Annotated in this window: 10 protein-coding genes; 5 read left to right on the top strand and 5 right to left on the bottom strand. The window is 70.4% G+C overall.

Translation table 11 applies throughout. The features are described from left to right. Positions 1-121: 121 nt before the first annotated feature. The 3 genes from ACIQF0_RS10325 to ACIQF0_RS10315 are packed head-to-tail and all read left to right on the top strand — an operon-like array spanning position 122 to position 4,684. Positions 122-2,935, top strand: coding sequence for an AfsR/SARP family transcriptional regulator (locus ACIQF0_RS10325; RefSeq protein WP_401027019.1), 2,814 nt, complete (start codon positions 122-124; stop codon positions 2,933-2,935). A 47-nt stretch (positions 2,936-2,982) separates the two neighbouring features. Then, on the top strand, positions 2,983-3,894 hold the full coding sequence (locus ACIQF0_RS10320) for an ROK family protein (protein WP_401027016.1): 912 nt from the start codon (positions 2,983-2,985) through the stop codon (positions 3,892-3,894). Positions 3,895-3,913: 19 nt separating this feature from the next. Continuing rightward, positions 3,914-4,684 (top strand): DeoR/GlpR family DNA-binding transcription regulator, encoded by a 771-nt coding sequence (locus ACIQF0_RS10315; RefSeq protein ID WP_401027013.1) that lies wholly within the window; start codon positions 3,914-3,916, stop codon positions 4,682-4,684. Positions 4,685-4,726: 42 nt separating this feature from the next. Here ACIQF0_RS10315 and ACIQF0_RS10310 read toward each other — a convergent pair whose 3' ends face one another. The 5 genes from ACIQF0_RS10310 to ACIQF0_RS10290 all read right to left on the bottom strand — a co-directional run bounded on the left by ACIQF0_RS10310 (position 4,727) and on the right by ACIQF0_RS10290 (position 10,737). Continuing rightward, entirely contained in the window at positions 4,727-5,887 is a 1,161-nt protein-coding gene (locus tag ACIQF0_RS10310; RefSeq protein WP_401027011.1) for an ROK family protein, read from the bottom strand. A gap of 77 nt (positions 5,888-5,964) precedes the next feature. Beyond that, complete coding sequence (locus tag ACIQF0_RS10305; protein WP_401027009.1) at positions 5,965-7,464, bottom strand: glycoside hydrolase family 36 protein; 1,500 nt, start codon at positions 7,462-7,464, stop codon at positions 5,965-5,967. 29 nt (positions 7,465-7,493) lie between these two features. Next, positions 7,494-8,837, bottom strand: coding sequence for an ABC transporter substrate-binding protein (locus tag ACIQF0_RS10300; RefSeq protein WP_401027006.1), 1,344 nt, complete (start codon positions 8,835-8,837; stop codon positions 7,494-7,496). Between the two features lie 29 nt (positions 8,838-8,866). Continuing rightward, positions 8,867-9,772 carry a carbohydrate ABC transporter permease gene (locus ACIQF0_RS10295; protein ID WP_360030234.1) on the bottom strand — a complete coding sequence of 302 codons (906 nt, stop codon included), beginning with the start codon at positions 9,770-9,772 and terminating at the stop codon, positions 8,867-8,869. An 11-nt stretch (positions 9,773-9,783) separates the two neighbouring features. Beyond that, positions 9,784-10,737 carry a carbohydrate ABC transporter permease gene (locus ACIQF0_RS10290; protein WP_401027003.1) on the bottom strand — a complete coding sequence of 318 codons (954 nt, stop codon included), beginning with the start codon at positions 10,735-10,737 and terminating at the stop codon, positions 9,784-9,786. A gap of 151 nt (positions 10,738-10,888) precedes the next feature. Between ACIQF0_RS10290 and ACIQF0_RS10285 the strand changes: the two genes are divergently transcribed. Then, positions 10,889-12,856: a DUF4832 domain-containing protein gene (locus ACIQF0_RS10285; protein WP_401027001.1), complete on the top strand. Its 1,968-nt coding sequence runs from the start codon at positions 10,889-10,891 to the stop codon at positions 12,854-12,856. A 75-nt stretch (positions 12,857-12,931) separates the two neighbouring features. Continuing rightward, positions 12,932-14,140 (top strand): Gfo/Idh/MocA family protein, encoded by a 1,209-nt coding sequence (locus tag ACIQF0_RS10280; RefSeq protein ID WP_401026999.1) that lies wholly within the window; start codon positions 12,932-12,934, stop codon positions 14,138-14,140. Positions 14,141-14,157 lie beyond the last annotated feature (17 nt).

Here is a 14,157-nt window from a genome sequence, read left to right as displayed (position 1 = left end):
TCGGCTGATGCCAACGCATGCACACGATGGGCCCCTGATTCGCCGTGACTTCACCGAGTTCTGGCAATCGCCAGGTGAGCGGCCGTGAGACGAGGTAGGAAGGGCCGGGGAGGTGGGCATCGTGGCGACAGAGCTGCGTGTGCTCGGACAGGTCGAACTGCGCGTCGACGGATGCCCGGTGGAGGTCGGCCACGCGCGGCAGCGGTGCGTGCTCGCGGTTCTGCTCGTGGAGGCGAACCGGATCGTCACGATGGAGCAGTTGCTCGATCGCGTGTGGGCGGATCGGTTGCCCCACAGGGCACGGCCGGTGGCGAGCAACTACGTCTCGCGGCTACGGCGCGCACTGGCGGGGGACGTCGTGGTCGTGCGGCGGGGCGGTGGATACGTGCTGGAGGTGGATCCGGAGGCGGTGGACCTGCACCGGTTCCGCCGGCTCGTGGAACAGGCGCGCGGGCGCGACGACGCACAGGCGCTGGCACTGCTGGAGGAGGCGGCGGCGCTGTGGCGGGGTGAGCCGTTCGCCGGCCTGGACAGCCCGTGGCTGGCCGCCGTGCGCACGAGCCTCGAGCGGGAACGCGCCGCCGTCCGGCTCGACCGCGTCGACGTCGCGTTGCGCTGCGGACGGCACACCGAGGTGCTGCCCGAACTGCTCACGCTGGCGGATCAGGACGCGTTGGACGAACGCGTCGCCGGCCAGTTGATGCTGGCCCTGCACCGCGCCGGACGCACAGCTGACGCGCTGGGCCACTACCGCCGGCTCCGCGACCGGCTGGTCGAGCAGCTGGGCACCGAACCCTGCTCCACACTGCGGGACCTGCACCAGCGCATCCTCGACACCGATCCCGCCCTCACCCCGCCTCCGACGGCGATCACGGCCGGGACAGCCACGAAGGCAGAGCTGCCGGTGCCCCGGCAGTTGCCCGCGCCGCCGCGGTGGTTCACCGGACGCGGCACCGAACTGGCCCGACTCGACGAGGCCCTGACGACCGAGCCGGGCCCGAAGCCGTTCGCGGCCGGCGCGACGGTGGTGATCTCGGCGATCGGCGGCGCGGGCGGGATCGGCAAGACCTGGCTGGCCCTGGCGTGGGCGCACCGGCACGCCGAGCAGTTTCCCGACGGGCAGTTGTTCGTGGACCTGCACGGGTTCAGCCCCACGCAGGAGCCGATGGCGCCCGAGGTGGCGCTGCGCGGATTCCTCGCCGCCCTGGGAGTCGATCCCGGCCGGATCCCGGCGGACCCGGACGCGCAGGCCGCGCTGTACCGGAGCCTGGCGGTCGGGAGGCGGATGCTGATCGTGCTGGACAACGCCGCCACCACCGGTCAGGTCACCCCGCTGCTGCCGGGCAGCCCGACCTGCACCGTGCTGGTCACCGGCCGCACCAGGCTCGCCTCGTTGATCGACCGGCACGGCGCCCGCCACCTGCACCTCGACGTCCTGGGGCGGGCCGAGGCGCGCGCCCTGCTGGCCGCCCGCCTGGGCGCCGGCCGCGTCGCCGCCGAGCCCTACGCCGTCGACGAGCTGGTCGAGCTGTGCGGGGGCTACCCGCTGGCCCTGTCGATCACCGCGCGCGACGCCGCGACTCGCCCGGCCATCCCGCTGGCGGAGGTCGCCGCCGGGCTGCGCGAGCTGGGGCTGGAGATGCTCGACCACGACACGGATCCCGCCGCGAGCCTGCCCGCCGTGCTGTCCTGGTCGCTGCGCCGGCTCACCAGCGAGCAGCGCACGGTGTTCGGGTTGCTGGGCATCGCGCCCGGCGCCGACACCACACTGCCCGCCGCGGCCGCCCTCACCGGTCTGTCCTCGGCCCGTGCACGCAAAGCGTTGTCGGCTCTGGAGGACGCGTCGTTGGTCGAACGGCGGCCGCACGGCAGGTACGCGATGCACGATCTGGTCCGCGACTACGCCTCCACCACAGCCCACCGCGACCTCGCCGGGCCCGTGCGGGAGGTGGCCCTGGTCCGGGTGACGGACTTCCACGTGCACACCGCCCACGCCGCCGACCGCCTCCTGGAACCGCACCGCGAACTCCTGCGACCCGACCCTCCCGCGCCAGGGGTCCAGCCACTTCCACTGCCCGACGCCACTGCCGCACTGGCCTGGCTGGACGCCGAACACGCCACGCTCGTCGCCACCCAGCGCGCCGCCGTCGCCCTCGGCCGCCACCGGGTCGTCTGGCACCTCGCCTGGGCATTGGACGCCCTTCACTTCCGGCGGGGGCACCTGCGCGACGCGGTCACCTCGTGGCGGGCGGCCCTGGACGCCGCCGCGCACCTGCCCGGCTCCGCCGACCGGATCCGCGCTCACCGGTTCCTCGGCAGCGCCTGTTCGCGGCTGGGCCGGCACGACGAGGCCACCTGGCACCTGGACCGGGCCCTCGACCTGGCCGGGCGTCACGACGACCACGTCGAACAGGCCCACACCCACCGGGCGCTCATGGCGGCGTGGGCACTGCGGGGAAACGACCGGCAGGCCCTGGACCACACCCGGCGCGCCCTTGACCTCTACCGCACGCTCGACCACCCGGTGTGGGAAGCCGACGCGCTCAACGCGGTGGGGTGGTTCGCCGCGCGGCTGAACGACTTCGACACCGCCCGAGACCACTGCCGCGCCGCTCTCGCCCTGCACCGGCGGCACCACAACCCCGCCGGCGAGGCGGACACGCTGGACAGCCTCGGGTTCATCGCCCACAGCGCCGGGGACCACGGTCAGGCCGTCGACCACTACCGCCAGGCCCTCGCCCTGCTGCGCACCCGCGGCAACCTGTACCAGGTCGCGAACACCCTCGACGACGTCGGCCACCCCTACGCCGCCCTCGGACGACACGACCACGCCCGCGAGGTCTGGCGGGAAGCGCTGGAGCTGTACCGCGAACAAGGCCGCGATGACGACGCCGCACGCGTCCAGCAGCAACTCGACGACATCGCGCGACCGTAGTCGGGCTTGATCGGCAGCTGTCCACAACTGCATAATTGACTCGTTAAATGAGCATCTTCGATCAGACCGGGGGCTCCGTGGCAGTGCTCGGCGTGGATGTCGGCGGCACCGCCATCAAAGCGGTGCTCGTCGACGACGCGGGGACCGTGCTCGAGACGAGGTCGCGTCCGACACCTCGGCGGGGGCCTTCCGTGGTACCGGAAGTCCTGGACGCGGTCGGCGATCTGGCGGAAGAACTGCCGTCCGGCCGCGTGGGCGTCGCGGTGCCCGGCATCGTGGACGAGCGGCGTGGCGTCGGTGTGTTCTCGGAGAACCTGGGCTGGCGGGACGTACCGTTCGCCGACCTGCTCGCCGATCGCCTCGGGCGGCCCGTCGCGTTCACCCACGACGTGCGTGCCGGCGCGCTCGCCGAGAACCTGCTCGGCGGCGGTCGTGGCGCACGCACGATGTTGTTCGTCCCGATCGGCACCGGCATCGCGTCCGCTCTGGTGACCGACGGCCACGTGCACGACGGCGACGGGTACGCGGGCGAACTCGGCCACGTCGACGTCGGTCACGGCGAGCCCTGCCTGTGCGGGAGCACGGGGTGCTTGGAGGCCGTCGCCTCCGCAGCGGCCATCGCCCGCCGCTACACGGCCCTGACCGGCGGGGAGGTCTCCGGCGCCGTCGACGTCGCTCGCCGGGTCGAGGCGGGTGAGCCCGAGGCCGTCCGCGTGTGGGAAGAGGCCGTTTCGGGACTGGTCACGGCATTGGCCTGGACGGCGAGCGTGCTCGCGCCCGAGGTCGTGGTGGTGGGAGGTGGCCTGTCCGGCGCCGACCGGCTCCTGCTCGAGCCACTGGCCAGAGGCCTGTCGGCTCGCCTGACGTTCCAACGCGAGCCGCGACTGGTCCGCGCGACGCTCGGTGGCCTGGCGGGCTGCCGTGGTGCGGCGCTGGCCGCACACCGCCGTGCGCGATGATGTTCGTTCGGAGGCATTGATGAACAGATATGAGCGGCTGAACGCGCTGCTGGAGATCCTCGGCGAGCGAGGGCGCATCGAGGTGGACGAGGTCTCGGAGCGGCTGCAGGTCTCGGGCGCGACGATCCGCCGGGATCTGGACCACCTCGCCGAGCAGCGGCTGCTGACCCGGACGCACGGCGGCGCGGTGGCCCACGCGGTCGCCTACGACCTCCCGATGCGCTACAAGACGGTGCGGCACGCGGAGGAGAAGCAGCGGATCGCGCGGGCGGCGGCGGAGATGGTGTGGCCTGGCGCGGTGGTCGGGCTGAACGGCGGGACGACGACGACCGAGGTCGCACGAACCCTGGTCGCCCGGTCGGACGGCGATGCCGTGATCACGGTGGTGACCAACGCGTTGAACATCGCCAACGAGCTTTCGGTGCGACCTCAGGTGAAGCTCGTCGTGACGGGCGGCGTGGCGCGGGCTCAGTCCTACGAGCTGATGTCCTCGTTGGCGGAGAAGATCCTCAACGAACTGAGCCTCGACATCACCTTCCTCGGCGTGGACGCGATCGACGCGGTCGCAGGCGCGTCCGCGCACCACGAAGGAGAAGCGGCGATCAACAGGCTGCTGGCCGAGCGAGCCGGCAAGGTCGTGGTCGTGACGGACTCCTCCAAGATCGGGGCGCGGGCGTTCGCCTCGATCTGCGCGACGCCGGCGATCGACGTGCTGATCACCGACACCGGCGCCGACGAGGACGACGTCAGGCGGTTCCGCGAACGCGGGCTTCAGGTCGTGCAGGCCTGACCGGACGCGAGAAGCCGGCGGTGTGCACTGTGGACGGTCGCGTCAGGAGAACTGGGGCGCGACCGGCGCGGCGAGTTCGCTGCTGAGCAACGTGTTGTCGACCTGGTCCAGCGCCAGTCGCAGAGCCCCCAGCGCGACACCCTCGTCGCGCAGGGTGGACGCGCGCAGTTCCGGTACGCGCAGGCAGTGCTTGGCGAGCTCGCGGCGCAACGGGTCGAGGACGAGGTCGGCGGAACGGGAGAAGCCGCCGCCGTAGACGACGATCTGCGGGTCGAGGGTGAGCACGAGCGCCGCGACGCCGACGGCGAGGTCGCGGATGTAGCGCTGGACGGCCGTCTTCGCCGCGCTGTCGCCCTCCCGTGCGGCCTGGAACACCCAGGCCGCGGCCTCGCCGGGTTTGGCGCCCGTGGGCGCTCCGGGGTAGGCGGTGAGGTGGCCCGGCGCGTTGAGCCAGCGCACCGCCTTGAGTGCTCCTATCTCGCCCGCCACACCGCCGTGACCGCGGCGCAGCGTGCCGTCGATGATGAGGCCCGCGCCGGTGCGCAGCCCGGCGAGCAGGTAGACGATGTCGTCCGCGTCCTGGGCGACGCCCTTCCAGCGTTCGGCGACCGCGGCGAGCTTGCAGTCGTTCTCCACCCGGATCGGGCAGGTGAACCGCGTCCGCAGGTGGGCGACGGGATCGGCGTCGCGCCACCCTGGCAGAGGGGTGGCGACGATGGTGCGCCCGCTCTCGTCGACCGGGCCGGTCACTCCGACGGTGATCGCCCAGAGGTCGGCGGCGACCATGCCGGCCTCGTGCAGCACGTCGTCGATGGTCTGGTCCACGGCCGCGAGCCGCTCGTCGGGACCGGCCTGCGGGTCGGCCGGGCGGCGCAGCGACCCGACCAGGTTCCCCTCCAGGTCGCAGAGCATGACGAGGATCTTGTGCACGCCGATGTCGATGCCGAGCACGTGCCCGGCGGTGGCGCGGAAGCGGTAGCGCCGGGCGGGCCGCCCGACCGTGCTGCTGGCCCCCGGTTCCTCGACCTCCGCCCATCCGTCGGCCACCAGTTGCTGCACGAGCACGTCCGCCGCGGGCCGGGACAGGCCCGTCCGGCCCGCGAGCTCGGTCACGGTCGAGGGCGCGGTGCCGCGCAGGGCCCACAGGACGGACAGCTGGTTCAGCTCCCGCATCCGGGAGAGGTCCGTTCCGCTCATCGCCATGCTGTGCCCCTCTGAAAAGCGCGTAGCCACCTCTGAATAATGCTACGCAGTTTACTAAGTCCGGTCGCGCGCCGGGCTCAGGCGATCGGATACACCTGCTCCACGTCCGGGTCGACCGCCGGGGTGAAGTCGACCTCGCGGCCGTCGAGCGCGAACAGGTAGCGGCCCAGCCTCCGGATGTCGGGCCGGTGGTCCAGGTACCGGGTCATCGCCTCCAGTTCGTCGGGGCGCAACCAGCCGGGCGGGTCCGAGATCGCGCGGAAGCCGCAGATGTCGGCCAGGTCGCGCAGCCAGCTCTGCTGCCGGTCGGTGAGCAGGTTGAGGCGGCTGCGGAAGTACACGACGTCCGGGTCGACCTCGAGCAACGGCGCGTGCCACAGGCGGTGCAGGGTGTTGACGACGGCGTTGCGGGCCAACGCGTCGGACGGGTCCTGCGTGGCGTAGTGGTCCCACATCGGGGCGACGTCAGGTCCGCTGCGCAGCCCGTCGACCAGGCCGAGCGAGGGCAGCAGTGGCGCGCCGCTGCCCAGCAGGTAGGCGTCCTCCCCCGCCGCTTCCCGGATGGCGCGCAGGCCGGACCGGTACGCCTCTTCGCGGTCCACGTCGGCGGAACGGGCCCCCGGTGTGGTGCCGGCCTGGAGGAAGTCGAGCTTGAGGTAGGTGAACCCCCACTCGTGAGTCACGCGGTGGACGGTCTCCCGCAGGTGCTCCCGCGCCGAGTTCAGGGTGAGGTCGAGCGTCCAGTACCCGGTCCCCCAGTTGTTCCCCGCGACGACCGGCGCTCCGCCCGCGTCACGCAGCAGGAGTTCCGGTCGCTCGCGCGCGGTCCGCGAGCCGGGGTGCACGATGAACGGGGCGAGCCACAGACCGGGACGCAGCCCCGCGTCGGTGATCCGGTCCGCCAGTGCGCGCATCCCGGCGGGGAACTTGTGGTTGGCGTGCCAGTCCCCCACCTGCTCCTCCCAGCCGTCGTCGATCTGGGCGACGTCGAAAGGCAGGCCCTGCAAGGCTTTGACGTCCTTGGCGAGCAGCTCCTCGGTGATGTTCTCGTAGTAGGCGTACCAGCTGCACCACACGTTGCCGGCCCGCTTGGTGCTGTGCCCCAGGCGGGCGCCGAGGTGCTCCGCGTAGGCCGCGAAGACCTCGTCCTCTTCGCCGTACGCGAGCAGCCACGGGGACCCGCCGGACTCGTACAAGCCGACGAGGGTGTCCCGGTCGGCGGCGAGCCGGGGCACCCCCAGGCCCAGTGCCCCCAGGAGGAGGACCTTCCCGTCAGGTCCTTCCAGTGCGGCGACCGCGGACGAGTGGTGGCGGCCGGGGTCGTCCCACGTGGTGTCGTCCGCTGTGAGGCGGCGCTCCGCGCTGGCGATGCGCAGGGGGACGTCGGAGAGACGGCGCCATCCGCACGGACTCCAGGAGTTGTGTCCGTGCCGGTAGAACAACGCGTCGCCGAGTCCGTGCAGGAGCGCGACCCTCCCGGGCGGCAGCAGCAGACCTCCGTTGACGAGTCGCGGAACGGCACTGCCCTCGAGCTCGGCGCCGAACGTGCGGCCGCCGACGGTCAGGAACTGGGCCATGGGTGTCCTCTCGCGAGACGACGTACCGGCTACTTGAAGAGGGCGTTGACCTTGTTGTTCGCTTCCTTCAACGCGTCCTCTGCCTTGGCGTCGCCGAGGATCACGGACTGGATGGCGTCCTGGACGATCGGGTTGAGCTCGGTGCCGTGCTCCGTGACGGGCAGCAGGAAGGTGTCCTTCTTCGCGGCGTCGGTGAAGGCGTGCACGTCGCGGCCCGCGGCCTTGTGCGCGGCATCCACCTTCTGGCTGGCGCTGGTGATGGCGGGGAAGACCACGGCGCGCTGGGCGACGCGGTCCTGGCAGTCGGCGGAGCCCAGGAACCTGACCCACTTCCAGGCCTGGTCCGGATGTTCGCTGCCGGCCCAGATTGCGTCGGACAGGCCGTTGATGGAGCTCTTGCGTCCCTGCGGGCCGGTCGGCAGTGGCTTGAAGGCGAGCTCCTGCTTCACCTTCGGGTCGATGAAGGTGAGGATGGTCCACGAGCCGGCGATCGTGATCGCGCCCTTGCCCGCGATGAGCAGTTCGGAGTTGGCGACGCTGGACTGCTTGTCGAGACGGGGCGCGTACCCCTTGTCGATCAGGCGCTTGAACCAGCCGATGGTCTCGGCGAGCTTGGGGTCGTCGTAGTTGTAGTGGGTGCCCCACGGGTTCTTGTCTAGGTAGCTGAACCCGTTGGCGGCGGCGAAGATCGCCCAGCCGTTCTGCCCGTTGGCGCCGTCGGCCCACTCGGGCAGGAACCCGTAGACCTGCACGCTGTTCTTGTCGAACGCGGGGTCGAGACCGTTGCGGCCGTTGGCGTCCACGGTGGCCTTGGCGATCACCTGCTCGAACGTGCCGCCGTCGGACGGGTTCCAGGTGAGGTTCTCCAGCTGCGCGGGATCGACGCCCTGCTTGCCGAGCAGCCCGGTGTTGACCACCAACGCCATCGTGTCCCAGTCCTTCGGCAGCCCGTAGCGCTTGCCGTCCTTGACCCACACCTCGCTCAGACCCGGCTGGTAGGCCGACAGGTCGACGTTGTCGCGCTTGACGAAGGGTTCCACGTCCAGGAGCTGGTTCTGGGTGGCGAACTGCGGGTAGTAGGTGCTCTGGTTGGTCCACACGTCGGGCGCGTCGCCTGAGGCGAGCTGGGTGGTGAGGTTCTGCCAGTACTGGGCCCAGGCCGTCTGCGTGATCTTGACGGTGATGTCCGGGTTCGCGGCGTGGAAGGCGTCCGCGCAGTCCTGGTAGGCGGGCAGCTGCCGGTCGTCCCACAGCCAGTAGTCCAGGGTCGTCGCGCCCCCGGCACCGTCGCCACCGCTCGAGCAGGCGGCGAGGGGGACGGTGAGGGCCAGGCTCAGCAGGAGGGCGCCGGCGCGCCGTCGTGTCGATCGCATGGGTGGTTCGCCTCTCGGATCGGGCCGGCTCACTTGATGCCGGTGAAGTTGAGGGACTCGACCAGGCGGCGGCCGAGGAAGATCAGCAGGACGAGCACGGGCAGCACCGTCAGCGTCGAACCGGCCATCAGCCCGGTCCAGTCGGGCTGGACGTTGGGCGACTGCTGCTGGAAGATCCCGAGCGCGACGGTCAGCACCCTGGTCTTCTCGTCACGGCCGGTCAGCAACGGCCAGAGGAAGTCCTTCCAGGACCACACCGCGGTGGTCAGCCCGATGGTGAGCAACGGGCCGCGGCTCATCGGCAGCACCACGCGCCAGAACATGCCCCAGCCGCCCACACCGTCCAATGTGGCCGCTTCCTCGATCTCCCGCGGGATCGACAGGAAGAACTGGCGCAGGAAGAACACCGCGAACGGCGTCATGAGCACGCTCGGGGCGACCATGCCCGCGAAGGTGTTCAGCCAGCCGAGGTTCTTCACCAGCACGAAGTTGGGCAGCAGGGTGAAGATCGGCGGCACCATCAGCGCGGCGATCAGCACGCCGAAGACCAGGTCCCTGCCGGGAAAGCGGAGCCGGGCGAACGCGTAGCCGGCCATGGCGCAGCACTGCGTCTGCAGGACGGTGATCAGTCCGCAGTAGACGAACGAGTTGACCAGGTAGCGCAGGAAGTCGACCTTGGCCCCGGAACCGCCGGCCGCCCGCGCCTCCTGCTGGGTCGTCAGCCCGAGCACCCGGAGGAAGTTGATCGCCGTGGGGTGCTCGGGCAGCAGGCCCGTGGCGTCCGTGTACAGGTCAGCCGCGGGCGTGAGCGCGGTGCGCACCATCCAGTAGAACGGGAAGATCGTCGCCACCGCGGCCACGGCCAGCAACGCCCACGCGGCTATGCGGCCCAAAGGAATCTGACTCAGCGGCATCCGGGTGCGGGCGGAGGTCATGGGCACTCTCCTCATGCCAGGTCCGAGCGGGAGGCGCGCAGCAGCCGCATCTGCACGGCGGTCAGCACCCCGAGCAGCAGCGCGAGCACGACGGCGATAGCGGAGGCGTAGCCCATGCGGAAGTTCGTGAACGCCTGTTCGTAGATGTAGAAGTAGATGACCCTGGTGGCGCCGACCGGCCCGCCCTTGGTGGTCACCGCGATGGTGTCGAAGATCTGGAACGAGCCGATCAGGGAGACCACCAGCACCAGCGCCAGAACCGGGCGCAGCAGCGGCAGCGTGATGCGGGTGAACATCCGCCACTCGCCCGCGCCGTCCAGAGCGGCGCTCTCGTACAGATATCGGGGAATCTGCAGCATTCCCGCGTAGAGCAGCAGAGCGGTGTAGCCGGCGTAGGCCCAGGTGTTGATGCCCGCGACGGTCGGCATCGCCCACGTCGGCGAGGTGAGGAAACCGGTGGCGCCCAACCCCATCGCACCCAGGGCGTGGTTGACGAAGCCGAGGTTGGCGTCGAGCATCCACATCCACAGCAGGCCCACTGTGACGTTGGGGACCAGCCAGGGCACCAGCAGCATCGCGCGGATCGCCACCGACTGGGTCAGGCGGTGCATCAACGTGGCCAGACCGAGGGCCAGCACGGTCTGCGAAACGATGTTCAGCACGACGTAGTAGCCGGTGACCTTGAGCGCGTTCCAGAACTTGTCGTCGTCCACGAGGTCGCGGTAGTTCTCCACACCGACGAGGTTCGGTGCCGCCAACATGCCGTAGTCGGTGAGCGAGTAGTAGACGCCCAGAACGGTCGGGTACGCGTAGAACAGCACGAACCCCACCAGCACCGGCGCCAGGAACAGCCACGCCACCTTGCGGTCGTCGCGTCGCCGCGGCGGTGCGGTAGGTCTGCCGGCGTCCACGAACACTTTGCGATCATCGCGTCGCCGCGGTGTCGCGGTCTTGCTGGCGCTCATGGACACGCCTCCGCATCGGGACCTTCGCACCTCACCTCTTGCCAGTGGGGCGCTGTTGCTACATATTGATGAGGAATAGTGAAACTTTGTCAATCCTCAAGCGGAACTATTTGGGACCCTGCAGCTCTCCTCATCCCCTGGAGGTCGCTCCATGTCCACCGCCACGCCCAGAAGCCGGAGGTTGGTGGCCGCCCTGTGCGCCGCGGCTGTCGCCCTGCTGCCCGCCGCGATGCCCGGACTCACCCAGGCCGCGGACCTGTCCGCGCAGGGCGTGCCGGCCCGGCCCGCCCCCGGCCCCGCCCCGGATCCGAGCCTGCCCGCCCACGCCCTCGCCACCGCCGACGCGCCGCTGGACAACCCGCTCAAGGGGTTCGCCCGGTTCCTGCAGCCGGGCACCGACCCGAACGCCGGCTACCCGCTTTCCCTGACGTGGGCCTACTTCGGCCTGTCCGAGGTCATGACGGACCCGAACAACTGCTCCAGCTACAACTGGGGCATCGTGGACAACGCGCTCAACACCATCGCGGCGGCCGGCAACCACGCGGCGATCCGCCTGTACATGGAGTATCCCGGCGGCGGCACGGGCACCCATCCCGGCAACGCGATCCCCGCGTGCTTCAACGGACAGGTCCCCATGCGGCACAACGCCTACTGGGACACCACGAGCCCCGACTACGACAACCCGTTCCTGATGACCGGGCTCAAGAACTTCATCACCGCGTTCGGCGCGCGCTACGACGGCGACCCCCGGCTCGGCTACATCCACCTGGGACTGATCGGCCTGTGGGGTGAGTGGCACACCTGGCCCTACGACACCGACACCTCGGGCGACACCTATCCCAACTACATGCCCACCGACGCGAACGCCGCCGACATCCTCAACACCTACAACCGCGCGTTCACCCGCACCAGGCTCGAACTGCGCTACGCGGACAACGCGGGCGGTGCCGCCGACACCCTGCCGCGCATCGGTTACCACGACGACTCGTTCTGCTACCGCGAAGGCGGTCAGGGCGTGACGCTGCCGGTCTCCATGGGCGGCGCGTCCTGGTCCCAGCTGCAGAAGGCACTGGAGCACGGCGTGGAGAACCGGTGGACCACGGCCTCGATGGGCGGCGAGGTCCGCCCGGAGATCCAGTCCGTCGCGTTCGCCAACTGGCCGGGAGGCTCCGGCCCCGTCGACAACATGAAGGCGTGCATCGAGCTCGAGCACACCACGTGGAAGATCAACGAACGCAGCCTCGAGTACTCCCCCGGCGATCCCAACGTGGCCGCGGCGGTCCGGTTGATGGGCTACAACCTCACCGTCCGCAACGCCTACTTCCACAACACCGCGCAGGGCACCACGAAGGTGGGCGTGCAGATCGACAACACCGGCGTGGCCCCGTTCTACTACCCCTGGACCGTCAGCCTCGGTCTGAAGGACTCGGCCGGCAACGTGGTCAGGACGTGGGACACCTCCTGGGACCTGCGGCAGATCCAGCCCACCCGCATCCGCGCCTTCCCCGACTGGGGAGTCGGCGCCGACCCCACCTACCGGGACTTCGGCTACGCCCGGTACTTCGACGCCCCGGTCGACCTGTCCGGTCTGAGCACCGGCGGCTACCGGCTCGTCCTGAAGGCCAGGAATCCACTGGAGACGATCAACGCCAACGCCAAGAAGCTGCGCTTCGCCAACGCGGGCCAGAACGCCGACGGATGGCTCGACCTCGGCGGGATGACCGTCGGCGCCGGCCAGTCCACGGGGAGCTACGAGGCAGAAGCCACGGGCAACACCCTGGCGGGCGGCGCCGTCACCAGTGCGTGCGGCGGATGTTCCGGCGGCAGCAAGGTCGGCTACATCGGCAACAGCGGCACCCTCAGGTTCAACAACGTCGACGGTGGCACCGGTGGGACGCGCACCGTGACGCTGCACTACGCCTCCCAGGAGTCCCGCACCGCGCGGATCCAGGCCAACGCCCTGGCCTCCCAGACCATCACCTTCCCGTCCACTCCGGACTGGAACACGACGAGAACCACCACCGTGTCACTGGTTCTGCGCGCCGGCGGCGGGAACACCGTCACCATCTCGAATCCCTCCGGCTGGGCACCGGACATCGACAAGATCACCGTGAGCTGACCGAGGGCGGCCCGGGGCGTCCGGTCCCGGGCCGCCTTCCCCACTCCACATTCGCGCCGTGCGGAAGGCTTTCCCATGAACACCCATCTCCACCGCGACCTCCGTCTCGGCGTCCTCGGCTTCGGGCTTCGCGGATCCATCGCCCGCATCGCCCACCGCCCCGGAGCGGGCAGCCGGGTCGTCGCACTGGCCGAGCACGACGCGGCCATGAGGGCGGAAGCGGACGAGGCCTTCCCCGGCGCACTGGTCACCGCCGACCACCGGGAGGTCATCGAGTCCCCGGACGTGGACGCGGTGGTGGTCCTCACCCCCGACCACACCCACGCCGACCTCGCGTGCCAGGCCCTCAAGGCGGGCAAGCCCGTCTTCGTCGAGAAGCCCCTGGACATCACGATCGAGCGGTGCGACGAACTGCTGCGCACCGCCTACGAGACCGGCAGCCGGCTGTACGTCGGGCACAACATGCGGCACATGCCGGTGGTCCGCCTCATGCGCGACATCATCACGCGAGGTGAGATCGGCCAGGTCAAAACGGTGTGGGTGCGGCACTTCGTCGGCTCCGGCGGCGACTACTACTTCAAGGACTGGCACGCCGAACGCCGTTACACCAACGGACTCCTGCTGCAGAAGGCCAGCCATGACCTCGACGTCCTGCACTGGCTCGCGAACAGCTACACCCGGCAGGTGCAGGCCTTCGGCGACCTGATGGTCTACGGCGACAACCCGCACCGGCGTCCGCCCGGTGAGCCCAAGCACGCCGACTGGCACACCGAGAACGGCAACTGGCCGCCGCACACCCAGCGCGGGCTGAACCCCGTCATCGACGTCGAGGACGTGTCACTGGTCAACCTGCGCCTGGACAACGGAGTGCTGGCCGCCTACCAGCAGTGCCACTTCACCCCGGACTACTGGCGCAACTACACCGTCATCGGTGACGCCGGCCGCCTGGAGAACTTCGGCGACGGCCCCGGCTCCGTGGTGAAGGTCTGGAACTCCCGTCGCTCGTACTACAGCGACGAGGCCGACCTCCAGTACCACGTGCCGGACGACGAGGGCGACGACGGACACGGCGGGGCCGATCCGCTCCTCGTAGCCGAATTCCTGCGTTTCGCGCGGGAAGGCGGCATCACGGACACCTCACCCGTTGCCGCGCGCATGGCCGTCGCCGCCGGCGTGCGGGCCACCGAGTCCCTCCGCGCCGGAGGCGTCCCGCACGAGGTGCAAGACCTCGCTCCGGAGTTGGTGTCGTACTTCGAGAACGGGCAGGACGCATCGGCGCGGTAGAACGTTCGTGTTCAGGG

It is taken from the genome of Lentzea sp. NPDC092896, from assembly GCF_044754905.1.
Lineage (GTDB): Bacteria > Actinomycetota > Actinomycetes > Mycobacteriales > Pseudonocardiaceae > Lentzea.
The sequence above is the reverse complement of the archived record's forward strand: the minus strand, read 5'-3'. Positions and strand labels throughout refer to the sequence as shown.